General features: G+C 65.5%; 28 protein-coding genes. 13 read left to right on the top strand and 15 right to left on the bottom strand.

Annotation, left to right across the window (positions count from 1 at the left end; genetic code table 11):
• Positions 1–2: 2 nt before the first annotated feature.
• The 8 genes from ACTU6U_RS02410 to ACTU6U_RS02375 form a co-directional block, all read right to left on the bottom strand.
• On the bottom strand, positions 3–1,151 hold the full coding sequence (locus tag ACTU6U_RS02410) for a sensor histidine kinase (RefSeq protein ID WP_443467554.1): 1,149 nt from the start codon (positions 1,149–1,151) through the stop codon (positions 3–5).
• A 29-nt stretch (positions 1,152–1,180) separates the two neighbouring features.
• Entirely contained in the window at positions 1,181–2,026 is an 846-nt protein-coding gene (locus ACTU6U_RS02405) for an ABC transporter permease (protein WP_443467553.1), read from the bottom strand.
• Complete coding sequence (locus ACTU6U_RS02400) at positions 2,023–2,952, bottom strand: ABC transporter ATP-binding protein (RefSeq protein WP_443467552.1); 930 nt, start codon at positions 2,950–2,952, stop codon at positions 2,023–2,025. The genes ACTU6U_RS02405 and ACTU6U_RS02400 overlap by 4 nt, the downstream gene beginning before the upstream one ends.
• 112 nt (positions 2,953–3,064) lie before the next feature.
• On the bottom strand, positions 3,065–4,603 hold the full coding sequence (locus tag ACTU6U_RS02395; RefSeq protein WP_443467551.1) for a class I adenylate-forming enzyme family protein: 1,539 nt from the start codon (positions 4,601–4,603) through the stop codon (positions 3,065–3,067).
• Positions 4,604–4,704: 101 nt separating this feature from the next.
• On the bottom strand, positions 4,705–5,319 hold the full coding sequence (locus ACTU6U_RS02390; protein WP_443467550.1) for a flavodoxin family protein: 615 nt from the start codon (positions 5,317–5,319) through the stop codon (positions 4,705–4,707).
• 24 nt (positions 5,320–5,343) lie between these two features.
• Complete coding sequence (locus ACTU6U_RS02385) at positions 5,344–5,508, bottom strand: hypothetical protein (protein ID WP_417510189.1); 165 nt, start codon at positions 5,506–5,508, stop codon at positions 5,344–5,346.
• Between the two features lie 142 nt (positions 5,509–5,650).
• Positions 5,651–5,923 (bottom strand): DUF7218 family protein, encoded by a 273-nt coding sequence (locus ACTU6U_RS02380; protein WP_443467549.1) that lies wholly within the window; start codon positions 5,921–5,923, stop codon positions 5,651–5,653.
• 119 nt (positions 5,924–6,042) lie between these two features.
• A complete protein-coding gene (locus tag ACTU6U_RS02375; protein WP_443467548.1) occupies positions 6,043–6,858 on the bottom strand; it encodes an aggregation-promoting factor C-terminal-like domain-containing protein in 816 nt (271 codons plus the stop codon).
• 229 nt (positions 6,859–7,087) lie between these two features.
• Here ACTU6U_RS02375 and ACTU6U_RS02370 point away from each other — a divergent pair, with 229 nt between their 5' ends.
• The 5 genes from ACTU6U_RS02370 to ACTU6U_RS02350 are packed head-to-tail and all read left to right on the top strand — an operon-like array spanning position 7,088 to position 10,345.
• Positions 7,088–7,447: a PadR family transcriptional regulator gene (locus ACTU6U_RS02370; protein ID WP_443467547.1), complete on the top strand. Its 360-nt coding sequence runs from the start codon at positions 7,088–7,090 to the stop codon at positions 7,445–7,447.
• Positions 7,444–7,824 (top strand): DUF1048 domain-containing protein, encoded by a 381-nt coding sequence (locus ACTU6U_RS02365; RefSeq protein ID WP_443467546.1) that lies wholly within the window; start codon positions 7,444–7,446, stop codon positions 7,822–7,824. Before ACTU6U_RS02370 ends, ACTU6U_RS02365 begins: the two co-directional genes overlap by 4 nt.
• Complete coding sequence (locus ACTU6U_RS02360; RefSeq protein WP_443467545.1) at positions 7,821–8,579, top strand: ABC transporter ATP-binding protein; 759 nt, start codon at positions 7,821–7,823, stop codon at positions 8,577–8,579. The genes ACTU6U_RS02365 and ACTU6U_RS02360 overlap by 4 nt, the downstream gene beginning before the upstream one ends.
• Before the next feature lies 1 nt (position 8,580).
• Entirely contained in the window at positions 8,581–9,345 is a 765-nt protein-coding gene (locus tag ACTU6U_RS02355; RefSeq protein ID WP_443467544.1) for an ABC transporter permease, read from the top strand.
• Positions 9,346–9,400: 55 nt separating this feature from the next.
• Positions 9,401–10,345, top strand: a complete 945-nt coding sequence (locus tag ACTU6U_RS02350) for a LysR family transcriptional regulator (protein ID WP_443467543.1) — start codon at positions 9,401–9,403, stop codon at positions 10,343–10,345.
• Between the two features lie 28 nt (positions 10,346–10,373).
• Here the strand turns inward: ACTU6U_RS02350 and ACTU6U_RS02345 are convergent, their stop codons facing one another.
• The 3 genes from ACTU6U_RS02345 to ACTU6U_RS02335 form a co-directional block, all read right to left on the bottom strand.
• Positions 10,374–10,865, bottom strand: a complete 492-nt coding sequence (locus ACTU6U_RS02345) for a helix-turn-helix domain-containing protein (RefSeq protein WP_443467542.1) — start codon at positions 10,863–10,865, stop codon at positions 10,374–10,376.
• An 87-nt stretch (positions 10,866–10,952) separates the two neighbouring features.
• Entirely contained in the window at positions 10,953–11,318 is a 366-nt protein-coding gene (locus ACTU6U_RS02340) for an FUSC family protein (RefSeq protein ID WP_443467906.1), read from the bottom strand.
• 15 nt (positions 11,319–11,333) lie between these two features.
• The gene (locus ACTU6U_RS02335; protein ID WP_443467541.1) at positions 11,334–11,822 is read right to left on the bottom strand and encodes an SDR family oxidoreductase; all 489 of its coding nucleotides are present in this window, start codon (positions 11,820–11,822) and stop codon (positions 11,334–11,336) included.
• 68 nt (positions 11,823–11,890) lie between these two features.
• Here ACTU6U_RS02335 and ACTU6U_RS02330 point away from each other — a divergent pair, with 68 nt between their 5' ends.
• Together ACTU6U_RS02330 and ACTU6U_RS02325 are read left to right on the top strand one after the other, a co-directional pair.
• Positions 11,891–13,225, top strand: coding sequence for a M20/M25/M40 family metallo-hydrolase (locus ACTU6U_RS02330; protein ID WP_443467540.1), 1,335 nt, complete (start codon positions 11,891–11,893; stop codon positions 13,223–13,225).
• Between the two features lie 7 nt (positions 13,226–13,232).
• A complete protein-coding gene (locus ACTU6U_RS02325; protein ID WP_443467539.1) occupies positions 13,233–14,693 on the top strand; it encodes an MFS transporter in 1,461 nt (486 codons plus the stop codon).
• A gap of 21 nt (positions 14,694–14,714) precedes the next feature.
• Here ACTU6U_RS02325 and ACTU6U_RS02320 read toward each other — a convergent pair whose 3' ends face one another.
• Entirely contained in the window at positions 14,715–15,479 is a 765-nt protein-coding gene (locus ACTU6U_RS02320) for a siderophore-interacting protein (RefSeq protein WP_443467538.1), read from the bottom strand.
• A gap of 90 nt (positions 15,480–15,569) precedes the next feature.
• Here ACTU6U_RS02320 and ACTU6U_RS02315 point away from each other — a divergent pair, with 90 nt between their 5' ends.
• Genes ACTU6U_RS02315 through ACTU6U_RS02300 form a run of 4 tightly spaced genes read left to right on the top strand, consistent with a single transcriptional unit; the run spans position 15,570 to position 19,339 of the window.
• Positions 15,570–16,559 carry a siderophore ABC transporter substrate-binding protein gene (locus ACTU6U_RS02315; RefSeq protein ID WP_443467537.1) on the top strand — a complete coding sequence of 330 codons (990 nt, stop codon included), beginning with the start codon at positions 15,570–15,572 and terminating at the stop codon, positions 16,557–16,559.
• A gap of 11 nt (positions 16,560–16,570) precedes the next feature.
• Positions 16,571–17,557, top strand: coding sequence for an ABC transporter permease (locus tag ACTU6U_RS02310; protein ID WP_443467536.1), 987 nt, complete (start codon positions 16,571–16,573; stop codon positions 17,555–17,557).
• Complete coding sequence (locus ACTU6U_RS02305; RefSeq protein WP_443467535.1) at positions 17,550–18,587, top strand: iron chelate uptake ABC transporter family permease subunit; 1,038 nt, start codon at positions 17,550–17,552, stop codon at positions 18,585–18,587. Before ACTU6U_RS02310 ends, ACTU6U_RS02305 begins: the two co-directional genes overlap by 8 nt.
• Positions 18,584–19,339: an iron ABC transporter ATP-binding protein gene (locus tag ACTU6U_RS02300; protein ID WP_443467534.1), complete on the top strand. Its 756-nt coding sequence runs from the start codon at positions 18,584–18,586 to the stop codon at positions 19,337–19,339. Before ACTU6U_RS02305 ends, ACTU6U_RS02300 begins: the two co-directional genes overlap by 4 nt.
• 26 nt (positions 19,340–19,365) lie before the next feature.
• Here ACTU6U_RS02300 and ACTU6U_RS02295 read toward each other — a convergent pair whose 3' ends face one another.
• The 3 genes from ACTU6U_RS02295 to ACTU6U_RS02285 are packed head-to-tail and all read right to left on the bottom strand — an operon-like array spanning position 19,366 to position 21,318.
• The gene (locus ACTU6U_RS02295) at positions 19,366–19,575 is read right to left on the bottom strand and encodes a hypothetical protein (RefSeq protein ID WP_417510209.1); all 210 of its coding nucleotides are present in this window, start codon (positions 19,573–19,575) and stop codon (positions 19,366–19,368) included.
• Positions 19,576–19,584: 9 nt separating this feature from the next.
• On the bottom strand, positions 19,585–20,553 hold the full coding sequence (locus ACTU6U_RS02290; RefSeq protein ID WP_443467533.1) for a DNA-3-methyladenine glycosylase family protein: 969 nt from the start codon (positions 20,551–20,553) through the stop codon (positions 19,585–19,587).
• A gap of 45 nt (positions 20,554–20,598) precedes the next feature.
• Positions 20,599–21,318, bottom strand: a complete 720-nt coding sequence (locus ACTU6U_RS02285) for a winged helix-turn-helix domain-containing protein (RefSeq protein ID WP_443467532.1) — start codon at positions 21,316–21,318, stop codon at positions 20,599–20,601.
• A gap of 327 nt (positions 21,319–21,645) precedes the next feature.
• Here ACTU6U_RS02285 and ACTU6U_RS02280 point away from each other — a divergent pair, with 327 nt between their 5' ends.
• Together ACTU6U_RS02280 and ACTU6U_RS02275 are read left to right on the top strand one after the other, a co-directional pair.
• The gene (locus ACTU6U_RS02280; protein ID WP_443467531.1) at positions 21,646–21,954 is read left to right on the top strand and encodes a GNAT family N-acetyltransferase; all 309 of its coding nucleotides are present in this window, start codon (positions 21,646–21,648) and stop codon (positions 21,952–21,954) included.
• A gap of 192 nt (positions 21,955–22,146) precedes the next feature.
• Positions 22,147–23,643, top strand: a complete 1,497-nt coding sequence (locus ACTU6U_RS02275; protein WP_443467530.1) for an MFS transporter — start codon at positions 22,147–22,149, stop codon at positions 23,641–23,643.
• Positions 23,644–23,663 lie beyond the last annotated feature (20 nt).

Below are 23,663 nucleotides of genomic sequence, written 5' to 3'. Positions count from 1 at the left end.
GGTTACCGATCCTCCCATCGCAGACGCGCGAAGACGCACCATCCGCGGTCATATGGCCCTGCGCTGACCTCACCGTCGTACAGCGCAACCCGTTCCTGCATCCCGAGCACTCCGCGCCCGGCATCCGATGGCGTGGACGGAATCGACGACACATCCTGAACGAGGATCGTCACCTCTTCCCTCTGCCAGACCACCGAGATCGTCACCGCCTCGACGTCGCGCGCATGGCGCAGCACGTTGGTCAGCGACTCCTGAACGATCCGGTAGACCGTCAGGCCCAGGGCCGGGTCTGGCACAGCCTGGCCGGTGATGGTGAGTCGTGCAGGGAGCCCCGCTGTGACGAACTCCTGCACGAGGGACGCGAGCTGGGAAGCATCCGGCTGGGGAGCATGCTCATTTCCGGAACCATCGGCGCGCACCGAACCGAGCAACCGGCGGACTTCGCCGAGCGTCTTCCTGCCGGTCTCGGCGACGCGACCGATCGCTTCCTTCGCCTCTGCTGGGCGGGTGTCGGCGGCCAGGTACGCGCCGTCGGAGATCGCGATCATCACCGAGAGGCTGTGTGCGATGACATCGTGCATCTCTCTCGCGATGCGCTCGCGCTCTCGTGCCCGTGCTGTCTCGGCCTGCTGGTCGCGCTCGCGCGCCAGCTGATCCGCACGGTGCACCAGCTCCCTGATGTACCGCCGTCGGTGGCCCACACTGGTGCCGAGCAGCGTCGCGATCAAGAGCACCACGATGATGATCAGAAAGAAGTTCGCCCAGTCCTGCAGGCTGTCACGAGGCGCGATCGGCGGCTGCAACCCGAGGATCGGCGGGCCGACAGTGCCGCGCATGGTCAGCGCGAGCGCTCCGAGCGCACCGCACAGCGCCGCGACTCCGAACAGCATCCACGTGACCGCGGCGCGCCACTTCACACCTGCGGAGTACATCGCGATCAGCGCGATGAGCGTCTCCGCCCCCGATCCCACTGCAAGCGAGAGGACGGCGAGCGCCATCGCCGCGGTGAAGGCCACATACGGGCGACGATGACGGAGAGCCAGCGTTGTGAAACCGCCGGCTGCCAACAGGATCATCACCCATAGGGGCGTGGCGTACGGCGGCTCAAGGGAGAGAACAGTCAGGCCCAGCGCAACGACCCCGTATGCCACCAGGACGATGGCATCTGCGAGCCGGGCGTTCAGACGTCCCCCCGACGCATCCTGACCGCACCGAGTGCGAGGAAGATCGCAGCCCAGACGATCGCGACGACCCAGCCTGCCCCTGAACTGACATATCCGTTCACGAGGTCCACCTGCACCGCCGCGCCGTCACTCGGGTTGCTCATCGCGTCTCCAGCCTTCGACATAGACAGCAGCTGAAGGTTGCGCACCGCCTGAGATGCGGGCAGAACCGACAGCACAATGGGCAGCAGCAGCATGACCGAGATCGCGGTGGCGACGCTTGCGGCGACACCGCGCAACAGAGTCCCGATGCCCAACCCGAGAATAGCCGAGAGGCCGACGTAGACAGACCCGCCGACGAACGACATCACGACGCCCGGTTCCGTCAGCCCGATCTCGAGACCGAACGCGCCGAACATCGGATAAGTGACGGCCCATGATCCGAAAGTCGCGACAAGCGCGGATGCTGTCGCCATGGCGAACACGACGAGCGTCTTCGCCCAGAGCACAGGCAAGCGCGCGGGGACGGCGATCATCGTCGGTTGGATCGTGCCGCTTGAGTACTCGCCACTGATGACGAGCACGCCGAGGATGGCCGCGACGAGCTGACCGAACAGCACGGTGCCGAGCGTGACCTGGTCGAGCATGAAACCTGCCGACGGCTGGTCGGGCAGCCCCGCACCCTCCATCGTCAGACCCAGCGCAGCACTCACCCCGATCCCGAAGACGATGATTGCGAGCAGCAGGCCAACGGTGGAGCGAAGGCTGGTGATCTTGATGAACTCGGATCGCATGATCCCACCGAACGTGAGGCGCTCCGCGCGCGGAACGAAGGTCGCACGCTTCTTCTCGAGAGTGGTCATCGGTGTGCTCCTGTTCCTGCGGCGATAGACGATCGGTACTCGACCTCACCGGCGGTGAGGGCGATATATGCCTCTTCGAGCGAACCGGAGAGCGTGACCACCTCATGCAGGACGACACCTGCGCCAGCGGCAGCGATGGCGACCTGTTCTGCGGTCAGTCCGGAGATCTCGACCGCGCCGTCTGCCAGGACAGACACGGTGGCATCAGGGTCGGTGATCGCCGCCATCAGGCGCGCCGCCTCCCGCGTTCTGACGCGGATCACCGATGCGGTCGCGCGCGAGATGATCTCGTCGATCGGCCCGTCCGCCAGAATCCTGCCGCGTCCGATCACGATCAGTTGATCAGCGGTCTGTGCCATTTCGCTCATGAGGTGGGAAGAGAGGAGCACGGTGCGTCCCTCCGCGGCAAGACTCTTCATGAGGTTCCGCACCCAGCGCACGCCCTCGGGGTCAAGCCCATTGACCGGCTCGTCGAGGATGATCGTCTCGGGATCGCCGAGGAGCGCGGCGGCGATGCCCAGCCGCTGGCCCATTCCGAGGGAGAACCCGCCGATGCGCTTGCCCGCGACAGAGTCGAGACCGGCGAGGCGCAGGACCTCACGCACGCGGGATGCTCCGATGCGGTGGGTGGCCGCGATGGAGAGCAGGTGCTTGTAGGCCGAGCGCCCTGGGTGGGCAGCCTTCGCATCGAGCAGAACGCCGACCTCGTGAAGCGGGGCCGGATGCTCCCGATACACGCGACCATTCACCTCGACCGTCCCCGAGGTGGGCCGGTCGAGCCCCACGATCATTCGCATCGTCGTGGACTTTCCCGCGCCGTTGGGCCCCAGGAACCCCGTCACCTGGCCGGGCTTCACGGTGAAGTCGATCGCATCGACGGCGACCTTGGTGCCGTAGCGCTTCACGAGCGCTTCGGCGGCAATCAATTCAGTACCTTTCGCATGCTCAGTAGCGTAGGAACGGCGCCCTCAGGGCGGCATCGGAGCGGGGTGCGGGTTCTGCTGAGTGACCAGTACCTGGGTACTGGTTGTCACCAGCTCAAGAGCGGTTCGGGTCCTTCCCATCGAGTTCGGCAGCCCGCGCGTGCAGCGACTTGCGGTCGATCTTGCCCACGTTGTTCTTGGGCAGATTGTCGACGAAGGTCCAGCGATCTGGCACCTTATAGGCGGCCAGTCGGTCAGACGCGAACGCGATGAGATCCTGCTCAGACGGGGGAGCGTCAAGACCCGGATGCGGCTGAACGAACGCATGCACGAGCGAGCCGAGTCGCTCATCGGGCGAACCGACGACCCCGCTCAACTCGACATCTGGATGCGCGTTGAGCACATCCTCCACCTCGCCGGGCGCGATGTTCGAGCCGCCCTTGATGATGACCTCTTTGATACGACCGGCGAAATGCAGATAGCCCTCTTCATCGCGGCTGCCGAGATCGCCAGTGCGCAGCCAGCCGTCGACCATCACCGCCGCCGTGTTGTCAGGGTCGTTCCAATATCCGGCCATCACCGACCTGCTCCGCACAAGGAATTCACCGACCTCGCCATCGGGCAGGTCCTTCCCGCTGAGCACCACGCGGAACTCCACGCCTTCGCGGGGCAGTCCGATCGAACCGCGCTTGATGAGACCGAACGGCGGGTTCATGCTGCATCCCTCGCACTCGGTCATGCCGTACGCCTGATTCAGCTCGAGACTCTCGACCTCTGAGAAGTGCGTGTAAAGGTCGGGGGAGATCTGGTCGCCGCCGCACTGCACTTCGCGCAGGCTGCTGAAGTCCACGTCGGAAGCCTCGGGAGATTCGACCGCGTCGAGCAGCTGCGCGGGAAGCAGAAGTGTGCGCGTTGGACGATGCTTCGCGAGCGCCTCCAGGAACAGGCCCGGTTCGCTCTCCTCCAAAATCACGACGCTGCCACCGGCGTACAGCGTCGGGAATGTGACCCCGATCGATCCGCCGCCGTGGCAGATGGCGGTGGCGGCCAGAGATATGTCCTCGGCTGAGAGCTGTTGCGTCGCCGCACGACCCTTTGCAGTGTCGAGGATCGACCCGTGCGTATGCACGACGCCTTTCGGTTTGCCCGTGCTGCCCGAGGTGTAGAGGATCATGGCCGGATCGTCGTCGGTGATGGTCGGCCACTCTGCGGCATCCGTGGTGTCGACAGCGTCCCATCTCGAATCGGTCACCTCCGGTGGCACGTCGCCGTAGAGATAGATCGCCTTGAGGGTCGGGATCTCGGCCTGCACACCCTGGATGCGTGGATACAGCGGTCCGTCGGTGATGAGCAGCGCCGCGGTGCAGTGATTGCAGGCGAACGCGACCTCATCGGCTTGGAAGCGGTGATTGAGCGGGACGGCGATGGCTCCGATGCGGAAGCACGCGAGATACAGCTCGATGAACTCGGATCGGTTGCGCATGAAGATCGCGACGCGATCGCCGTGCCCGATCCCGAGGTGGATGAGTCGCCTGGCTGATCGGTAGACGGCATCCGAGAGCTCGCGAAAGGACAGCGACGTATCTCGAAAGGTGAGTGCCGTCTTGTCTGGTGTGTCTGCACGTGCCTGCTGGTAGAGCTCACTGAGCGACATGATTCAGATATACCACTGGGCGTCCGCCTGTCACAGGGGGAGATGCCGCGACCCGATCGCCGCCGCATGTAAGAGGGGGCGATCGGGTCGCGTGTCAGATCTCAGGCGGGTTTCGGGTAGCCGGCTTCCGTAAGCAGCCCTGCCAGGTGGATGGCATTGGTCAGCGCAGTGGACATCGCGGTGATGACCACCTCGGGCGTCTCCTGCAGATCTTTGTAGTCGGTGCCGTGCATCGCTTCACCGTTCCAATACACGCAACCTTGAGCCGGGACAGTGAAGCCGACATCGTTCAGTGCCTGATAGAACACGCCGACGATGTGGTGAGCACCATCCTCGTTGCCGACCACGCCAGCGACCGCGACCTTGTCGAACAGGGTCGGCCGGCCATCTGGTCTGGTCTGGCTCAACTCGGCATCGAGACGTTCGAGCACGCGTTGGGCGACGCTGGAGTGCTGGCCCAGCCACGTCGGCGTCACAAGGACGATGATGTCGGCGGCCAGAACCTTCTCGCGCAGAGCCGGCCATTCGTCGCCGCCGCCCATGTCCTTCTCGACACCAGGAAGAATCTGGTGGTCGACGGCTCGGATAGTCGTCGTTTCCACCTCCTGCTGATGAAGGAAGGCGGAGATCTGCTGTGCGAGCACCTCCGAGCTGGACTCGGCGGGAGACGGTTTCAGCGTGCAGGTGATGATCAGTGCAGTCAGCTTCGAAGACAAAGCAGCACTCCTTCCGCTAGCAGGTCACACGCGGTTCCGACCGCCGATGACTCGGAACAGGAACGCGATGAGCGCGATCACTCCGACGATCAGCGCTACCCAGAGCAACCAGTTGAGAGCGGCGTTCAGTCCACCGACGATTGCCAGGATGACGGCAACGACGATGATGATGATGAGAGCGATATTCATGGTTGTTCTCCTTGCAGTGTGTGTCGGACGAGCAAGAGCTCATCCTTTCGACATTCCTGAGCGTGGCAGGGCGACAACCGTCCCGTCGTGGGGCTTGACGCCATCCTGAGACGGTGATAGCTGACGCGCGCGACCGCAGCTGTCAGTGGTTGCGCAGCATCTTGATGATCTCGGCCTTGCGCTTGTCGGAGTACCCGGTGATCCCGAGTTCTTTGGCGCGCTTGCGCAACTCGTCGACCGTCCAGTCGTCGTAGTCGCCCGCTTCTCCACCGCGTCGGCCGACCTCGGAGCGACCCTTCTTCGTACCGCCGGTCGCGTTGGAGATGCGCGCGGCCTTCTCTTTGGACGCGCCGTCATCCCTCAGCTCCTCATAGAGCTCTGGATCCTTCAGCCGTGAATCGGCATCGCGAGGCATCGTCTTCTCCCTTGCAGGTCTAGGGCACCGCCTTGGCTGGCGACGGCACCGTCGTAGATCGCGACGATAGGCGCACGGTGCGAAGAGCGAAGGGGCCTTGACAGAAAGAGGGGTCTGCCTCAGTACCAGTTCATCGACTGCGAGTGGCCCCAGGCCGAGCACGGCGTGCCGTAAACGCTGGCGATGTAGCCCAGGCCCCAGCGGATCTGGGTCGTGGCGTTGCTCTGCCAGTCGGCGCCTGCGCTGGACATCTTGTCGCCGGGGAGTGCCTGTGGGATGCCGGTCGCGCCGGACGGGTTGTACGCCTGGTAGTCCCAGCCGGATTCTTTGTTCCACAGCGAGTTGAGGCAAGAGAACTGGTCGGCTCCCCAGCCGTATTCGCTTGCGGCGATGGTCGCCGCGACCGAACGGGCACCGTCGGGAGTGTTCGCTGTGGCAAGCGCCGCGGCCTGTGCGGCAGCTTCTACGGCCGCGGCCTCTTCGGCCTGCTTCTGCGCGATCGCGGCATCCAGCCGTCCGCGCAGCTCGGCGACATTGGCGGTGGCGATTTCCGTCTCGACCAGCGTGTTGGCCGTCAGGACGGCGCGGGTGGGCCCGACCGCCTCATCGCTGGAGAGGGCGCCCAGGACATTGGCCAGCCCGGTGGTGTCGATCGTGATGGTGCCGAGATCGAAACCGGATGCTTTCGCCTCAGCCACGGCCGCCGATGCCGCGGCCACGGCATCGCGCCCACGCTCGACGGTTGCGGCAGCACTGGCCAGTTCGGCGCGCAGTTCGCTGCGATCCGTGACCGCTGTGCGCCCGGATACGTCGGCGGCAACCGGCACTGCCGTTGTGAGGCCAGCGGTCGCGAGGACGCCGAGGGCCGCGCCGGCGACGAGAGTGAGTGCGACGAGGCGACGGCGGGCCGAAGGGGTCAAAGAAGTTTCAGACATGACGAACGTAACGATCCTTAAACGTGGTGGGGGCCGCTCTCGAAGCGGCATGTGTGCGCTCTCGGGGCGAGCGCACAAGGTAACGATTCTGCATCATCGATGCTGTGCGCGACCTCCGTGACCGCTGGATGCCGGGTGTGAGCGCTACTCCAGTACTTACTCTTGCTAAGTACTGGTACTTAGTGTTACTTTCTACAGGTAGTCAACATCACTGAGTAGAGGGGGCGTAGTGGGTAATCAGATGACCGAGATGCTCAAGGGCACGCTCGAGGGCATCGTGCTTGCGATCCTGTCCTCGAGTCCTGCATACGGGTATGAGATCACCGCGCGACTTCGCGACGAGGGTTTCACCGAGATCGCAGAGGGCACGATCTACGCATTGCTTGTGCGAATCGAGCAGCGCGGGCTCGTGGACGTGGAGAAGGTTCCGTCTGAGAAAGGGCCGCCCCGGAAGGTCTATTCGATCAATGCCAAGGGCCGCGAACAGCTCGACGACTTCTGGGAGACCTGGAGTTTTCTCGTCGGACGGATCGATCACCTCCACCACAACATCACCGACACGCAGCTCGAAGAGGAGAAGCAATCATGACCGCGAAATGGATCGAAACACTCACTGGTTCGCTCGAGCAGAAGAAGCAGTACAAGCAGAGCATGGCGCGCATCGACGCTCTGCCTGAGCCCTATCGCGCCTCTGCGAAGGCGCTGCATCGGTACCTTCTCGCATCAGGTGGCGTCACCGATGGCGAGACCATGATTCGCATGTTCGACGACTTCGCCGACCTGTGGGAGCAGGCCGCAGTCGACGGCACACCGGTCCGCGAGATCGTGGGGGAGAACCCCTCGGAGTTCGCGGACACCTTCGCCCAGGCGTATGCGGGCACGCACTGGGCAGACAAGGAGCGCCAGCGCCTCGCCGACGCGATCGACGATGCTGCCGGCCGAGACCAATCGGAGCGCGAGCAATGATGATCCAGGTCGACGGCCTCACCAAGTCGTTTGGGGATCTCGATGTCCTCAAAGGTGTTGATTTCACGGTCGAGGCTGGATCGATCTTCGCCCTGCTCGGCTCGAATGGAGCGGGAAAGACGACGCTCATCCGCATCCTCTCCACGCTGCTGAAGGCTGACGAGGGTCGGGCGGTGATCAACGGCCACGACGTCGCGACCGAGCCAGGGCGAGTGCGCGAGTCGATCAGCCTCACCGGGCAGTTCGCTGCTGTCGACAAGGTGCTCACCGGGCGCGAGAACCTCATTCTCGTCGCCAAGCTGCGCCACCTCTCGGGCCCCGGCAAGATCGCGGACGACATGCTCGCCCGACTCTCGCTGACGGATGCCGGCGCTCGACGCGTCGGCACCTACTCGGGCGGCATGTGCCGCCGTCTCGATATCGCCATGAGCCTGGTCGGTGAACCGCCCGTGGTCTTCCTCGATGAGCCGACCACAGGCCTTGACCCTCAGTCGCGCATCGAGGTCTGGCAGACCGTGCGAAATCTCGCCGATGGCGGCGCCACCGTGCTGCTGACCACGCAGTATCTCGATGAGGCAGAACAGCTCGCGGATCGAATCGCGATCCTGCATCAGGGCACCATCATTCAGAACGGCACGCTCGCAGAGCTCAAGAGCCTGCTTCCCGCAGCCGAAGTCGAGTACGTCGAGAAGAAGCCTTCGTTGGAAGAGGTCTTCCTCGCACTCGTGGGGCCGCCGTCCTCGGAAAGGAACTGACATGACCGGTCACGTCCTCAGCGACACTCGTGTTCTCACCGGGCGCTCGTTGCGTCACATTCTGCGCAGCCCCGACACGATCATCACCACCGCGATCACGCCGATTGCTCTGCTCATGCTCTTCGTCTGGGTGTTCGGCGGCGCGATCGACACTGGCGGAGACGTGCCGTACATCGAGTACATGCTCCCCGGCATCCTGCTGATCACAATCGCGTCGGGCATCTCGTATACCGCGTACCGGCTCTTCCTCGACATGCAGGGCGGGGTCTTCGAGCGGTTCCAGTCGATGCCGATCGCGCGCTCAAGCGTGCTGTGGGCGCATGTGATCACCTCCGCCGTGGCAAACGTCCTCTCGGTCGCGATCGTCACGGCCGTCGCGTTCGCCATGGGCTTCCGCACGGAAGCATCCTTGGGCGCATGGCTCGGCATCGCCGGCATCCTCATCCTGTTCACTCTCGCGCTGACCTGGCTCGCGGTGATCGCGGGACTCTCGGCCAAAACCGTCGATGGGGCGAGCGCCTTCAGCTACCCGCTGATCTTCCTGCCATTCATCAGCTCTGCGTTCGTTCCGACCGACACCATGCCCGCGCCGGTCGCCTGGTTCGCGCAGTATCAGCCGGTGACCTCGATCGTGAACTCGATCCGCGCGCTCTTCGGCGGGCAGTCGGTTGGCGCAGACCTCTGGGTCGCGCTGGCGTGGCTCATCGGCATCCTGATCGTCGCCTACGGTATCGCCGTGATGGTGTATCGGCGCAAGCTGCGCTGAGCACCCGGGCGATCACTCCAGCGCATTGCAAAGTCCGCGACGATACGCTGAGAGTATGAATCTGGAACAGCTCAAAGGATTCGTCACCGTCGCCGAACTCGGTCATTTCACCCGCGCATCCGAGAGACTGCACCTCGCGCAGCCGTCGCTGAGTCGGCAGATCTCGACGCTGGAGCAGGAACTCGGAGCAGAGCTGTTTCACCGCGCCCGCGGCAACATCTCGCTGACCGCGGCTGGCGAGACGCTGCTTCCGCGGGCGCGTCGAATGCTGGCGGATGCCGATGCGATTCGCACTGAGATGGCGGAACTCGCCGGGCTCCAGCGCGGACGCGTGCGCCTCGGTGCGGCGCCGACGCTGTGCATCAGCCTCGTGCCCGAAGTGCTTCGCACCTTCCGCGCCGCACACCCCGGCATCGAGATCCAACTGGTCGAGGGCGGCACGAATCTGCTCATCGAACAGTTGGCGACCGGCAACGTCGATATGGCATTGATCACCCTCTCGGAGCGCTCACCGATCACCGGTCCAGTGCTCGTGACCGAGCCGTTGATCAGTGAGGACCTCGTCGTGGTGTCATCGGCAGACGTCCCTCCGGTCGCCGAGCGTGAGGTCTCGCTCGCTGATCTCGCCGACCTGCCGTTCATCGCTCTGGCAGAGAGCTACGACCTGCGCGTTGTGACCGACGCGGCATTCCGCGCGGCGGGGCTCAGCCCGCATGTGGTGGTCGAGGGCGGCGAGATGGATGCTGTGCTCCGCTTCGCCGAGCGGGGGATCGGGGTCGCGGTCGTGCCGGCGACAGTGCTGGTCGATCGCCCTGCGCTGCGCTCGGTGCGGCTGATCGACCCGGTGCTCACTCGCACGATCGGCATCGCGCACAGGTCGGATGTGACGCCAACGGTCGCCGCGCGTGCCATGCGGCGGGTCGTTCTCTCCACCGCAGCAGAGCTGGCCGCCCGCGCTCCGGACACGCTGCATCCGGTGCCAGGCATCCCCTCAGTCTGATGAGGCGGACGCGGCACCGGTTCTGGCGCTACCGCACCGTGGCCCTGCGTCGCTCACGACGCGAGGGCTGCGCACGCGAGAGCGGATACCTCTCATCCAGGCGCGGCTCGAGATAGATGCGTCGGATCGCCACGAGGATGATGTACCCGCCCACCCAGTAGCTGAGGAACAGCACGAGGCCGTACGGGAAAGTGAAGCTGACCAGCGTGAGTACGACGCCCACGCCGATATAGAGCCAGCGCCACGCGCCGCTGATCCGGTCGCGAGCTGCCTGCTGCTCGTCGGTGCGGTCCTGCAGCAAATCGACCTTGCTGCTCATCGCGGCATCGTCGATCGACGTGAAGAGCTCCTTCACTGGTACGTGCAGTGCTTCGGCGACGAGTGAGAGCGTCTCCAGGCTGGCGTCCTGCCCGGCCTCGAGCCGCTGGATGGTGCGCAGCCCGACGCCGCTCTCGTTGGCGAGTCGTTCCTGCGTCCAGCCCTGCGACTGGCGGAGCTCCATGATTCGTGTGTTGTTCATGGATTTCATGCTTCCCGTACCCCTTACGTCAGCACCACGTCACGGTGACGCCGATGACCCGCCAGCAGGCCGTCAGGATGCCGCCACCTATTCTTTCGCGTTCGCGCGCGGATGCAGAACCCCGGGTGCTGCGCCCAAAGCCGCGCCGACGATGGCGTCGATGATGCGTTCCACTGCGACATCCATGGAGCCGATGTCGCCTGTCGCAGCTCCCGTGAGCAGCAACACCAGCGGGGTGATGATGGTCAGGGCGAGCGCGTAGTGACGCACGACGACCAGCTCGACCGAGAACTGCATGATGCCCAGCAGAAGGGCGATCCACAGTCCTGCCGGGTGCAGCAGAACCAGTAGCGCGTACACGCCGACGCCGAGCACGGTGACCAGCACCCGATGCAGCCCGAGCTGCCACCGGGGCCCGCGCGAGGGGCGAAGCGGAACAGGCTCACCGCACAGTTCGCGACCTGAGCGTCAGGCTGACCGCGCGGCGAGCCAGTCGGCGAAGGTCTGGCTGCCGAGATCCGCATCCGGGCCCGGCAAGGCGAGACCTTCGCGCATTCCCTTCAGCTGCGCGGTGGGGATGCTGACGGACGGCACCCATCCGCGATATCCGGTGCTCTCTTGGGCCAGCTTGCCGGCGTAGTAGCCGACCGGGATCCGGTCGATGCCGACGATCGACAGCACTACGACGTGCGTGACGCCGGCGCGCTCGGATGCCGCGATGAGGTTGCCGGTGGCCCTCGTGAAGAACTCGACGGCTGCGTCTGCGCTCAACGTGGTCACGTTCAGGGTGTCGATCACCGCATCGACGCCGTCGAGCGCGGCATCCACCCCGGCGCCGGTGAGCAGATCTATGCCCCGTGAACGCGCCAGGACAATGGTTTCATGCCCGGCTGACTGCACCGCCTCGACCGTCGGTGTGCCGACGACTCCTGTTCCACCTGCGATGGCTATCCGCATGGACTCGACTGTACTGCGGGTGCGTTTTCGGCGTCAGCGAGACCGATGCGCACAGATAGCATGAACAAATGGACGCAGTCGTCGCCCGCTCTGGCATCGCCGAGCGGCTCTCCCGCATGATCCAGTTGCCGACTGTGTCCGCCGAACTCGAAGAGCGCGGCATGGGTCCGTTCGACGATTTCGTCGCCCTGATCGCCGAACTGTACCCGCTCACCCACGCGCATCTCGCACTCGAACGGCACACCGATCTCGGTCTGCTGTTCCACTGGAAGGGCGCTTCCGACGCCGCACCGCTCGTGCTCATGGCGCACTACGACGTCGTGCCCGTCGACGAGTCCGACCCGTGGACCCACCCGCCCTTCGCCGGCGTCATCGCCGACGGTCGGGTGTTCGGCCGCGGCACCCTCGACGACAAGGGCCCGCTCATCGTCGTGCTCGAAGCGGTCGAGAACCTGCTCGCAACAGGCTTCACGCCCGCCCGCGATGTCTATCTCTCGTTCGGCGGCAACGAGGAGACCTTCGGCGCCGCTGCCGCCGAGATCTCGCGTGCGTTCGAGAAGCGCGGAATCGTGCCATGGCTCGTCCTCGATGAGGGCGGCGCCGTCGTCGACGCGCCGTTGGCATTCGTGCAGGGACGGGCCGCGATGATCGGCGTCGGTGAGAAGGGCGTGCTGACCCTGAAGCTCAGCGCGCGCGGCGACGGCGGACACGCATCCGCGCCGCCCACGCTGACCGCGGTGCGTCGCATCGCGCGTGCGGTCAATCGTCTCGGTCCCGGAACGTTCCGTCCGCGCACGCCGAAGGCGATCCCTCGGATGCTGTCGCTGTTCTCCGAGCAGACCTCTGGGCCATCGCGGTTGCTGTTGAAGGTGCTCGCGGCCGTGCCGCCGCTCACTGGCCGGGTGTTCGCGACGCTCGGCGGCGAGCCTGCCGCCATGGTGCGCACCACGATCGCGCCCACTATGCAGTCCGGGGGAACAGCGGCGAATGTCATCCCCTCACAGGCATCCGCCACGGTGAATCTGCGCATCGCGCTCGGCGGGAGCGTCGAGGGCGCCCTCACGCGCGTGCGCCGCCGGATCCGCGACCCGCTCGTCTCGATCGAGGTCCTCGAAGGCAGCGAGCCATCTCCGGAATCGCCCACCGACAACGCGCAGTTCGCGCTGCTGGGGCGTGCGCTCGAGGACGCCTTCCCGGGTGTGCGGCCGGTGCCGTACGTGATGATGGCGGCGACCGATTCGCGCCACTTCCACCGGTTCACCCCGACGGTCTACCGCTTCGCGCCTCTGGAGATGTCCAACGCGCAGCGCGCTGCGATCCACGGCGTCGACGAGAGCGTCGAGATCGCTACGCTCGAGCGGGGCGAGAAGTTCCACCGAGCGCTGCTCGAAAAACTGAACTAGGACACAGATGTCGCACAAAGTCACTCTCGGCGCGCTCGCAGCCGTCGTCGGATTCCTCGCGTTCGTCGAGTTCACCAGCGGCGTGCTGCAGGGCTATTACACTCCGATGCTGTCGGACATCGCGCGGCACCTGCAGATCCACGATGCTGATGTGAACTGGTTCGAGGGCACCCAGCTCATGCTGTCTGCACTCGTCGTTCCGGCCTTCGCGAAGCTCGGTGACATGATCGGTCACAAGCGGATGCTACTGATTTCCACAGCGCTCACGGCTGCCGCTGCTCTCGCCCTGCCGTTCACAGATTCATTCTGGGTCTTCCTTATCGCGTGGACTCTGATGGGCTTCTACGTCGTGTGGCTGCCGCTGGAGATTGCACTGATCTGGTCACGGTCGCGCCGGATGGAAGGGCGGTCCGTCATCACCGCGCGGGCAGCGGGAATGCTGGTCGCAGCTCTCGAAGGCGGAGCCATCATCGGCGCGCTTGTCGGCGGCGCACTCATCGATGTGCTGCCGCTGACGACCGTGCTGCTGATCCCGGCGCTGCTGGTCGTGGTGTGCTTCTTCGTCATCCTGTTCGGAGTGAAGGAATCGCCCGATTCCACCGGCGGTGTGCTCGACACGGTCGGACTCGTGCTGATCTCGATGGCGCTGATCTGCTTCACCGGGGGCCTCAGCCTGCTGCGGCTCGATGGGGGACTGGCGAACCTGTGGTCCTGGGCCGTCGTCGTGCTCGGACTGGTGCTGGTCGTGCCGTTCGTGCTGTGGGAGCTGCGTCACGACGATCCGTTGATCGATGTGCGGATGTTCCGCTCGCCCGCACTCGGGCCGGTGTTCCTCACCGCCGGTCTCTTCGGCGTCAGCGTGCTCGGTGCGCAGGCGCCGCTGTCGACGTTCGCGCGCACCGATCCGTCCGTCTACGGATACGGGCTCGGCACGAGCGGCTTCGCCACCTCGCTCATCATCGGCATCTACCTGATCGGCATGATCACCGGAGCGTTGCTCTTCCCCGTGATCGCCCGTCTCGCGACTCCCCGCATCACTCTGCTCGGAGCGTCCATCCTCGTCGGTGTCGGATTCCTGCTCTTCCTGCCGCTCCACGACACGTACCTGCAGGTCGTCACCAACATGGTGATCGTCGGGCTCGGTTCCGGTGCCCTGGTGGCTGCGCTGCCGGCGGCCGCAGCGTCCGCCGCGCCCGACACGCAGACCGGCGTCGCCACGGGCCTCACCAACTCGGTCAAGACCGTCGGTGGGGCGATCGCATCCTGCGTGTTCGGCATCGCGCTGCTGAACGGCGTGGCCGCGACAGCCGGGGGAACCGCAGGCACCGCCGGGTCTCTCGAGGGTTACTTCACCGTGTGGATCGTCTGCGGCGTCACTGCGCTCGCTGCGGCGGTGCTCCTGCTGTTCGTGCCGAAGCAGGCCTTCACCGATCGCGCCCCGGACCTCGAGGCCGCGCCGCTCGTGTGAATCGGTCGGTCCCGCGCGCGATCAGTGCGGAGCGTGGTACTCGCTCTCGTCGCGCTTCCAATATCCCTTGACGATGGCGTGATCGGTGTCGACGCCCCAACGGGTGAGCAGGGCGCGGCCGGGTTTGACGACCGACTGCTCGGCGGCGACGAAGACGAACGGGTCCTCGCCGACGGCATCCGATTCCTCGAGGCCTTCGAGGAACGAGATCAGCGCGGAACCTGCGGGTGCATCGCCGCGGTGCAGCCACTCGACCTGCACCGGAGCATCGATCGCGATCTCGTCTTCTGAGCCGCGAACCTCGATGACGATGCGCGCGGGCTGATCACCGATCAGTGCGGCGAAGCGGCGCATTGCGGGAATCGCCGTCTCGTCGCCCGCCAAGAACCACGAGCCGGGCGTCCCGGTGAGCACCGCAGAGCCGCGCGGCCCGCCGACACCGATCGGCGATCCGACCGGGGCGGTCGCTGCCCAACGAGCAGCGACGCCTTCGTCGCCGTGGATCGCGAACTCGACTTCGAGCCAGTTCTCGTCCCACACCAGCGGCGTGTACTCGCGGCTGGGGGATGCCCGCATCGCCTCGACCGAATCCGGCACCTCATCAGGGAAGAAGAGGCGCATATGATCGTCGCTTCCCAGCGACGTGAACCCGTACAGGTCGTCGCCTTCGAGCCGCACGCGCACATAGTTCGGAGAGAGGACCTCGCGCGCTGTGAGAGTCGCCGTGCGGAACTGGAGTTCGAGAGGCGTTCGCTCCAGCGAGAAAGACGATTTCGAAGTGGTCATGAACTTAGGCTAGCCTGACTAAGTCCTGGTAAAGGTAAGGCTTACCTTAACCAGCTCGACCATCTGCCCCACAGCAAGAGGAGCTTTTCTATGTCATCGCGACGCGTGTACGCCGCAGCATCCGCCGTTCTCGTCTCTGCACTTGCTCTCGCGAGCTGCGCTTCGACACCTGCCGCAGAACCTGAGCAGCCCACCTCCGCGGCAGAAGCCACCTCGATCACGATCGAAGACAACAACGGCACGCACACGCTCGACCTCCCGCTGACCTCCGTCGTCGCGACTGACAACCGTACTTTCGAGACGCTCGATTCCTGGGGCATCGAGCTGACGGCGGGTGCCGTGGCTCTCATGCCGAGCACGATCTCGTACACCGAGGACTCGTCGATCATCGACCTCGGCAACCACCGCGAACCCAACCTCGAGGCGATCGTCGCCGTCGCACCCGACCTCATCATCAACGGCCAGCGCTTCGCCCAGTTCCACGACGACTTCGTCACGTACGCGCCGGATGCCACGGTTCTCGAACTCGACCCCCGCGAGGGTGAGCCCTTCGATGAGGAGCTCAAGCGCCAGACCACCGTCCTCGGCGAGATCTTCGGAAAGCAGACCGAGGCGAAGGAGCTCACGGACGCGCTCGACGACGCGATCGCTCGCGTCAAGGAGGCCTACGACGGAGAGAGCGTGATGGCCGTCACCACCTCCGGCGGAGAGATCGGCTATCTCGCACCGCACGTCGGCCGCACGCTCGGACCGGTATTCGATTTCCTCGAGCTCACTCCCGCTCTTGAGGTCGCCGACGCCAGCGACGACCATCAGGGCGACGACATCGCGGTCGAGGCGATCGCTGATTCGAACCCCGACTGGATCCTGGTGATGGATCGCGACGCCGCTGTCGCCTCCGATGACCCGAACTACTCGCCGGCATCCGACATTCTCGAGCGCTCGGAGGCGCTCGCGAACGTCACCGCGGTGAGCGAGGGGCACATCGTCTACATGCCCGCCGACACGTACACGAACGAGGGCATCCAGACGTACACGGAGTTCCTGAACAGCTTCGCGGACGCACTCGAGGCGCGCTGAGCGTCCCTGAGATGAGTCGCACGACACCGGACAGCCTCTCGCGTACGCGCGGGAGGCTGTTCGACCCCGCATTGCTGATCGGCATCGCCGTTGTGGCGCTCCTGCTGGTCGCCTCGCTGTTCATCGGCGTCTACGACGTCTTCGGCGCCGAAGACGGGGCGGAGATGTTCGCGATCACGCGCATCCCGCGCACCATCGCACTGATGCTCGCGGGCGCCGCGATGGCAATGTCGGGCCTGGTGATGCAGCTGCTGACCCAGAACCGCTTCGTCGAGCCGACCACGACCGGAACCACCGAATGGGCAGGCCTCGGACTGCTCGCGGTGATGATCCTCGCGCCGACAGCGGGCATCGCGGCGAAGATGACCGGCGCTGTCATCGCGGCGTTCATCGGCACGATGGTGTTCTTCCTCTTTCTGCGGCGGGTGTCGCTGCGGTCTTCGCTGATCGTGCCGATCGTCGGCATCATGCTCGGCGCAGTCGTCGGCTCGATCTCGACCTACATCGCGCTGCAGACCGACACGCTCCAGAGTCTCGGCGTGTGGTTCGCCGGCAGTTTCACCTCGGTGCTGCGCGGACAGTATGAGGCGCTGTGGATCGTCGCCATCGTGGGTGTGGTGATCTTCATCGTCGCCGACCGGTTCACTGTCGCAGGTCTCGGCGAGGAGATCTCGACCAACGTGGGCCTGAACTACAACCGGGTCGTGCTGCTGGGCACCGCGCTCATCGCTGTGGCCACGGGCGTCGTCACCGTGATCGTCGGGAATCTGCCGTTCCTCGGGCTGATCGTGCCCAACATCGTCTCGATGGTCCGCGGCGATGATCTGCGCAGCAACCTGCCGTGGGTGTGCCTGCTCGGCATCGCGATCGTGACGGTCTGCGACATCATCGGGCGCACGATCATCATGCCGTTCGAGGTGCCGGTGTCGCTGATCCTCGGCGTCGTCGGTGCGATCGTCTTCATCGCCCTCCTGTTGAAGCAGCGTCGTCGTGCTTAGGGCCGCACCGGCCCTCGCGCAGGCCGCGCCACGACATGCGGGCGCCCTGCCGAACGGACGCGCCCGTCGCAAGTACTTCGTGATCCTCGGCATCCTGATCGTGATGGCCGTCGGCTTCGCGTTCGGGCTCCTCGCCTGGGAGAACCCGATGCCGGTCGGCACCGAGGGCTTCTGGCGCATCGCCCAGATGCGCGGCACCAGCATCGTCGTCATGGCGGTCGTCGCGTTCTGCCAGGCGGTGGCGACGGTGAGCTTCCAGACGGTGACCGAGAACCGCATCATCACGCCGTCGATCATGGGGTTCGAGGCGCTCTACATCTCTGTGCAGACCGCGGGTGTGTACTTCTTCGGCATCGCAGGCCTCGTCGCGCTTCAGGGCAACGTGCAGTTCGTGCTGCAGATCGCCATCATGGTCGGGCTGTCGGTGCTGCTGTACGGCTGGCTGCTGTCCGGGCGCTACGCGAACCTGCAGGTCATGCTGCTGATCGGCATCATCATCGGAGGCGGTCTCGGGTCGGTCTCTGCGTTCATGCAGCGCCTGTTGACCCCGAGCGAGTTCGATGTGCTCACGGCGCAGATGTTCGGCAGCGTCTCGAACGCTGACCCGGAGCAGCTGCCGATTGCGATTCCGCTGGCTCTGGCCGCCGGCATTCTGCTCTGGTCCGGCTCGCGCCGGTTGAACCTGCTCGCACTCGGCAAAGACATCACGATGGGACTCGGAATCAATCACCGCCGGGAGCTGATCCGCACGCTCGTGCTGGTGTCGGTGCTGATGGCCGTGTCGACCGCGATGGTCGGCCCGATGACCTTCCTCGGGTTCCTCGTAGCGACTCTCGCATATCAATTCGCCGACACGTACGACCACCGCTACGTCTTCCCGATCGCCGTGCTGACCGGATTCGTCGTGCTCTCGGGCGCCTACTTCGTCATGAAGAACCTCTTCTATGCGCAGGGCGTCGTCTCGATCATCATCGAACTCGTCGGCGGCACCCTCTTCCTCATCGTCATTCTCAGAAAGGGTCGACTGTGATCTCTCTCACCTCAGTCAGCAAGGCATACAGCGACGAGGTTTCGATCGGTCCGGTCGACCTGCAGATCCCGGCCGGGGGAGTGACCGCGCTGGTGGGACCGAACGGTGCCGGAAAGTCGACGCTGCTCACGATGATCGGTCGCCTTCTCGGGCTGGATGCCGGAACGATCGAGATCGGCGGATACGACGTCGTCCGCACGCCGTCGAAGGACCTCGCCAAGATCGTGTCGGTCCTGCGCCAGGAGAACCACTTCATCACGCGGCTCACCGTGCGCCAGCTGGTCGGGTTCGGGCGCTTCCCGCACTCCAAGGGGCGGCTGAACGTCGAGGACGAGCGGGTGATCAGCGAGGCGATCGACTTCCTCGGACTCTCAGACCTCGAGGGGCGGTACCTCGACGAGCTGTCCGGAGGGCAGCGACAGCGAGCATACGTCGCGATGGTGCTCGCGCAGGACACTGACTACGTGCTGCTCGACGAACCGCTCAACAACCTCGACATGCGCCACTCCGTGCAGATGATGCAGCATCTGCGTCGTGCGGCCGCGGAGCTCGGGCGCACGATCGTGATCGTGCTGCACGACATCAACTTCGCGGGCCACTACGCGGACCACATCTGCGCGGTCAAGGACGGTCGCGTCGTGCGCTTCGGCACCCCCGACGAGATCATGACGGACGCTGTGCTCAGCGACGTCTTCGATACCCCTGTAGAAGTGATCAATGGTCCGCGCGGGCGATTGGCCGTGTATTACTGAGGCCCTGGCAGCGTGGCTCTGCCGGGCTAGAGCTCGATGCCGCGTGACTCGTCGTTGACGCCGACGTTGCCGCCCTTGCGCGACTCGACGGCGAGCAGCCAGCCCACCGAGATGATGGCCGCGAGCAGAAGCCCCAGCCAGACGTTCTGCAGAATGAGCCCGATCACGATTCCGAGCACGACGAGCACGACTGTGCCGCCGAGCCAGGTCCAGCGCTGTTTCTTCGTTCCTGCCATGGTGTCAGCCTAGCGGCGGCGATGATCCTCGGGGGCGAGGCGCGGTCCACGGCGGGGCTCGACGATGCCGCTGGCGAGAATGAGGCGGATGACCCGCTGACGGTTTCCTCGCCAGGGTTCGAGGAGTTCCAGCATCCCGTCGTCATCGACGCGTGATCCGGTGAGTGCGAAGCCGACCTGGTGTGCGAGATGGTAGTCGCCGACGCTGACGGCATCCGGGTCTCCGAGCGCGCGGACGCGCGTCTCGGCGGACGTCCATGCGCCGATGCCGGGGAGGCTCGTGAGGATGCGGTCGCGATCGTCGCCGGTCGCGGCGGCGATCACGGCATCCGCGATGCGCTGCCCGCGCTCCGCAGCCCGGACGATCGCACGCGACTGCGGAGGCTCGACACCGGCGCGATGCCACGCCCACGAGGGGATGCGGCGCCACTCGTCGATCGTCGGGGGAGCGAACATCGCCCGCGGAGTGGGGCCTGGTGCGCGGCCGCCGAAACGCGTGACGAGTACTCGCCACGCGCCGAACGCCTGGTAAGAGGTGACCTTCTGCTCGAGCGCCGCACTCGCGAACGCATCGAAGACGAGGTCGGTGCGGGTGAGCCGCGTGCTGGCGGTGCGCCGAGCGACGCTGGCGAGAACCGGGTGGGCAGAGACGTCGAATCCGGTCGCATCATCGTCTGCGCCGCAGAGTCGGGGGAGCTGCGTGAGCGCCCAGTCTGATCCTGGTCCCCAGGCGGTGGCGTGGATCCCTTCGGGCGACTGGCGCAGCGCGAGGGTCGCGATGCCATCAGGAGTGCGGGCCGCGCGCCAGAGCGTCCCGCCGTCGACGAGCATCGTCGGATCCTTCGGCCCGCGCATCAGGACGCCCGCAGTGCGGAAGAGGTGCAGCGGGTGCACGGGGCGGTAGATCGTGGTCAGCGGGGTGGCGCGGGCGGATGAGGTCGCCGGTGCGGGTGCTGTGGCATCCGCTGTCGTCGTCATGCGAACACCCTACGCCGCGGCACTGACAGCCGCTGTGCAGCGTCCTCAGAAGCGGTCGGGGGAGGGGGTGCCGTGGCCGTAGCGGATGACGACGTCGGCGTGGCGATCGAAGCGGTAGCCGACTCCACGCACAGTGCGAACGATGTCCTCATAGCGGCCGAGCTTGGCGCGCAGGCGACGCACGTGCACATCGATCGTGCGCTCGCCCGGGGTCTCGTCGTCGGGGGACTGCCACAGCGCTTCGACCAGTTCGGAGCGCTCGATCGTGCGTCCCTCACGCAGCACGAGGTACTGCAGAAGTTCGAATTCCTTGTACGTGAATGCGGCGGAGTCGCCGTCGATCAGCACGCGCTTGCGGGAGATGTCGACAGTGACGCCGTAGTCCTCGTCTTGTTCTTCGGACTCGGTGGCCGCCTTGGCGCGGGCGACGGCGCCGGGCTCCTGCAGTGCGAGGCGCACGACGTCGAGGTCGCGACCGCCGGAGCCGTGAGGTGCCAGGGCGACGGTGGCGTGGGTCTCGGCGCCGGGTGCGAGTTCAGCGAGAGTGCGGCGCAGTGCATCGACGAGAAGCGGCAGGCTCACTCCGGCTTCGGCAGCCTTGATCTCGTCGAGACCGACATAGAGGGCGAAACCGCGCGGCGAACGGGTAGCGGGAAGATCAGCGGGGCTCGTCGGTGTCGCGGCGGCTGCAGCGGTGATCGGCGGAACGGCGCGAAGGTGAGGCGCGCGGGTTGCGGGACGCTCGAGGAGGGCAATGTTCGACATGATGATGAGTCCTTGGGAGGGTGAGCCGATGCGGCTCGGATGCGTTGCAGGAATGACCCGGAGGGCCGAGAACGAGCACGCAGGTGGGTGCTCGGTGGCTCAGGCGTCGCAGATGGCGAAGGGCCGAGCCGGTCGGTATGGCTGAAGGTTCAGCGACACATTCGGCAACACATGCCAACGCGACCGGGCATCATCATCCCGGCAGTCCTGTTCGCCTCCTGGGCGGACAAAGGGCGTGCGTTGGTGGTCATGGGTTGGATTATGTCTGAGAATGTCCCACGGTGTCAAAACGAGTCCCGATGTGACGGGGTGGCCTAGCGTGGAGTCATGACGAATTCCACGATGGTCGACGGGTTCCTCCTCACAGATGAGAAGGATGCTTCGCGCTACACGCTCATGCGTGACGGACAGCTCGTCAGCGTTCTGGATTATCGCGATGACGGCAAGACGATCGCCATGACCAGAGCCTTCACTGTGCCGACTTTCCGCGGCCACGGCTATGCGGCGCGCGTTGTCGAGGGCGCGGTCGCCGACCTCGAGGGCCGTGGCGATCGAAAGGTCGATCCGGTCTGTTGGTACGTCGCAGAGTGGTTCACGCAGCATCCGGAGCGCGCTGGCATTCTGCGTCGTCACTGACCGCAGAAAATGTGACCTTCTGTTACGCGGCCCCGCCCGTCGCGCAGCGGTCCGTCAGCATCTGCCCAGCACCAGGCGATATAATTTAGGTCTGCTCAGCGCCGTCAGCTGAGGTGGTCAGCGGCTCCTTCGGGAGCGCTGGTCCGAGGCTTGAAACCTCCGGCATCCTCACCAGACACCGGAGGTTTTTCCATGTCGTCATCCCTGCGCTCCCATCCCCTGCGCTCTCATCCCAAAGCCAAGTGGTGGGCACTGTTCGTCATCTCGCTGACGCAGCTCGTCGTCGTCCTCGACGGCACGATCGTCAACATCGCCCTGCCCCAGGCGCAGATCGCCCTGAACATGGACGATCATCTGCGTCAGTGGGTGGTCACGGCGTACGCTCTCGCGTTCGGAGCACTCCTGCTGCTCGGCGGTCGCATCGCCGACTTCTGGGGACGCAAGCGCACTTTCATGGTCGGCATGATCGGGTTCGGCCTGGCATCGCTGTACGCGGGCATGGCCGCTGCCGGGTGGGAGCTGATCCTCGGGCGCGCACTGCAGGGCGTCTTCGCCGCCATGCTCGCGCCCGCTGCCCTTGCGCTGCTCACCACGCTGTTCCCCTCCGGCAAGGAGCGCAATGTGGCCTTCGCCGTGTTCGGCACGGTCGCGGGTGCGGGAGCCGCAGTGGGCATGGTGCTCGGCGGGTTGCTCACCGAGTTCTTCGACTGGCGCTGGTGCCTGCTGGTCAACCTCTTCTTCGTCGTGGTCGGTCTCATCGGCGGTGGGCTGTTCCTCACCGAGAGCAGAGCGGGCGGAGACAACCGCTACGACCTCTGGGGTGCGCTGTTCGTGACCGCGGGCCTCGGCTCGCTCGTCTACGGCTTCAGCCTCGCCGAAACCGGCTGGACGAGTCCGCTCACGATCACGTTCATCGTGCTCGGGGTCGTGCTGCTCGCCGTGTTCGTATGGGTGGAGACGCGCGTCAGCAATCCGCTGCTGCCGTTGCGCGTGGTGACGCACAGGGTGCGCGGTGGGGCCTTCCTCATCCAGGCCGTCGCCGGGAGCGTCATGATCGGCGCGACGCTGTATCTCACCTTCTACCTGCAGATCGTGCTCGGCATGGGTGCGCTGGAAGCGGGCGTCGCGAGCCTTCCGTTGCCGCTGGGCACAATGGTTCTCGCAGGACTCGCCACGAAGATTCTCGGACGTATGGGTCCGCGCCCGATGCTGATCGGCGGTCCGCTCGTCGTCGCGGCCGCGCTGCTCTACCTGTCGTTCATCACTCCGGATGGCAACTACCTCGTGCAGGTCGCGCCAGCGCTGCTGGTGATGGGAATGGGCATGGCGTTCGTCTTCATCCCGCTGCAGAACGTCGCACTCACCGGTGTCGCACCGCATGATGCGGGTGTCGCATCTGCGGTCACCAACTCGGCGATGCAGATCGGTGGATCGATCGGTCTGTCGGTGTTCACCGCGGTGTACGCGGCTGTCGTCGCCGGACAAGCGCAGGTCGGCCCTTCGGAGTTGACTGCTGGCTACGGCGGTGTCTTCGTCGCCGCTGCGATCGGGATGCTGGCGGCATCAGCCATCGCGATCACGATGGTGCGCGGGCGCAAGGAGGATCTGCTGCCGCTCGGACCCATCTCGGACGATGCGCCCGTCGCGCGTCTGTCGGACGACACCGACACGCTCTCGACGGTGCGCTGATCCGGATGCCGCGGCACGCC

Source organism: Microbacterium zouquanmingi (assembly GCF_052266695.1).
Taxonomy (GTDB): Bacteria; Actinomycetota; Actinomycetes; order Actinomycetales; family Microbacteriaceae; genus Microbacterium.
Note: the sequence above shows the minus strand (reverse complement) of the source record. Positions and strands in the feature narration are given on the sequence as shown.

Bases quoted from the DNA above. Each gene is read 5' to 3' on its own strand.
- ACTU6U_RS02405 (WP_443467553.1), bottom strand. From the start codon at position 2,026: ATGACCACTCTCGAGAAGAAGCGTGCGACCTTCGTTCCGCGCGCGGAG.
- ACTU6U_RS02395 (WP_443467551.1), bottom strand. From the start codon at position 4,603: ATGTCGCTCAGTGAGCTCTACCAGCAGGCACGTGCAGACACACCAGAC.
- ACTU6U_RS02385 (WP_417510189.1), bottom strand. From the start codon at position 5,508: ATGAATATCGCTCTCATCATCATCATCGTCGTTGCCGTCATCCTGGCA.
- ACTU6U_RS02380 (WP_443467549.1), bottom strand. From the start codon at position 5,923: ATGCCTCGCGATGCCGATTCACGGCTGAAGGATCCAGAGCTCTATGAG.
- ACTU6U_RS02375 (WP_443467548.1), bottom strand. From the start codon at position 6,858: ATGTCTGAAACTTCTTTGACCCCTTCGGCCCGCCGTCGCCTCGTCGCA.
- ACTU6U_RS02365 (WP_443467546.1), top strand. From the start codon at position 7,444: ATGACCGCGAAATGGATCGAAACACTCACTGGTTCGCTCGAGCAGAAG.
- ACTU6U_RS02360 (WP_443467545.1), top strand. From the start codon at position 7,821: ATGATGATCCAGGTCGACGGCCTCACCAAGTCGTTTGGGGATCTCGAT.
- ACTU6U_RS02355 (WP_443467544.1), top strand. From the start codon at position 8,581: ATGACCGGTCACGTCCTCAGCGACACTCGTGTTCTCACCGGGCGCTCG.
- ACTU6U_RS02350 (WP_443467543.1), top strand. From the start codon at position 9,401: ATGAATCTGGAACAGCTCAAAGGATTCGTCACCGTCGCCGAACTCGGT.
- ACTU6U_RS02345 (WP_443467542.1), bottom strand. From the start codon at position 10,865: ATGAACAACACACGAATCATGGAGCTCCGCCAGTCGCAGGGCTGGACG.
- ACTU6U_RS02335 (WP_443467541.1), bottom strand. From the start codon at position 11,822: ATGCGGATAGCCATCGCAGGTGGAACAGGAGTCGTCGGCACACCGACG.
- ACTU6U_RS02330 (WP_443467540.1), top strand. From the start codon at position 11,891: ATGGACGCAGTCGTCGCCCGCTCTGGCATCGCCGAGCGGCTCTCCCGC.
- ACTU6U_RS02325 (WP_443467539.1), top strand. From the start codon at position 13,233: ATGTCGCACAAAGTCACTCTCGGCGCGCTCGCAGCCGTCGTCGGATTC.
- ACTU6U_RS02320 (WP_443467538.1), bottom strand. From the start codon at position 15,479: ATGACCACTTCGAAATCGTCTTTCTCGCTGGAGCGAACGCCTCTCGAA.
- ACTU6U_RS02315 (WP_443467537.1), top strand. From the start codon at position 15,570: ATGTCATCGCGACGCGTGTACGCCGCAGCATCCGCCGTTCTCGTCTCT.
- ACTU6U_RS02310 (WP_443467536.1), top strand. From the start codon at position 16,571: ATGAGTCGCACGACACCGGACAGCCTCTCGCGTACGCGCGGGAGGCTG.
- ACTU6U_RS02295 (WP_417510209.1), bottom strand. From the start codon at position 19,575: ATGGCAGGAACGAAGAAACAGCGCTGGACCTGGCTCGGCGGCACAGTC.
- ACTU6U_RS02290 (WP_443467533.1), bottom strand. From the start codon at position 20,553: ATGACGACGACAGCGGATGCCACAGCACCCGCACCGGCGACCTCATCC.
- ACTU6U_RS02285 (WP_443467532.1), bottom strand. From the start codon at position 21,318: ATGTCGAACATTGCCCTCCTCGAGCGTCCCGCAACCCGCGCGCCTCAC.
- ACTU6U_RS02280 (WP_443467531.1), top strand. From the start codon at position 21,646: ATGACGAATTCCACGATGGTCGACGGGTTCCTCCTCACAGATGAGAAG.
- ACTU6U_RS02275 (WP_443467530.1), top strand. From the start codon at position 22,147: ATGTCGTCATCCCTGCGCTCCCATCCCCTGCGCTCTCATCCCAAAGCC.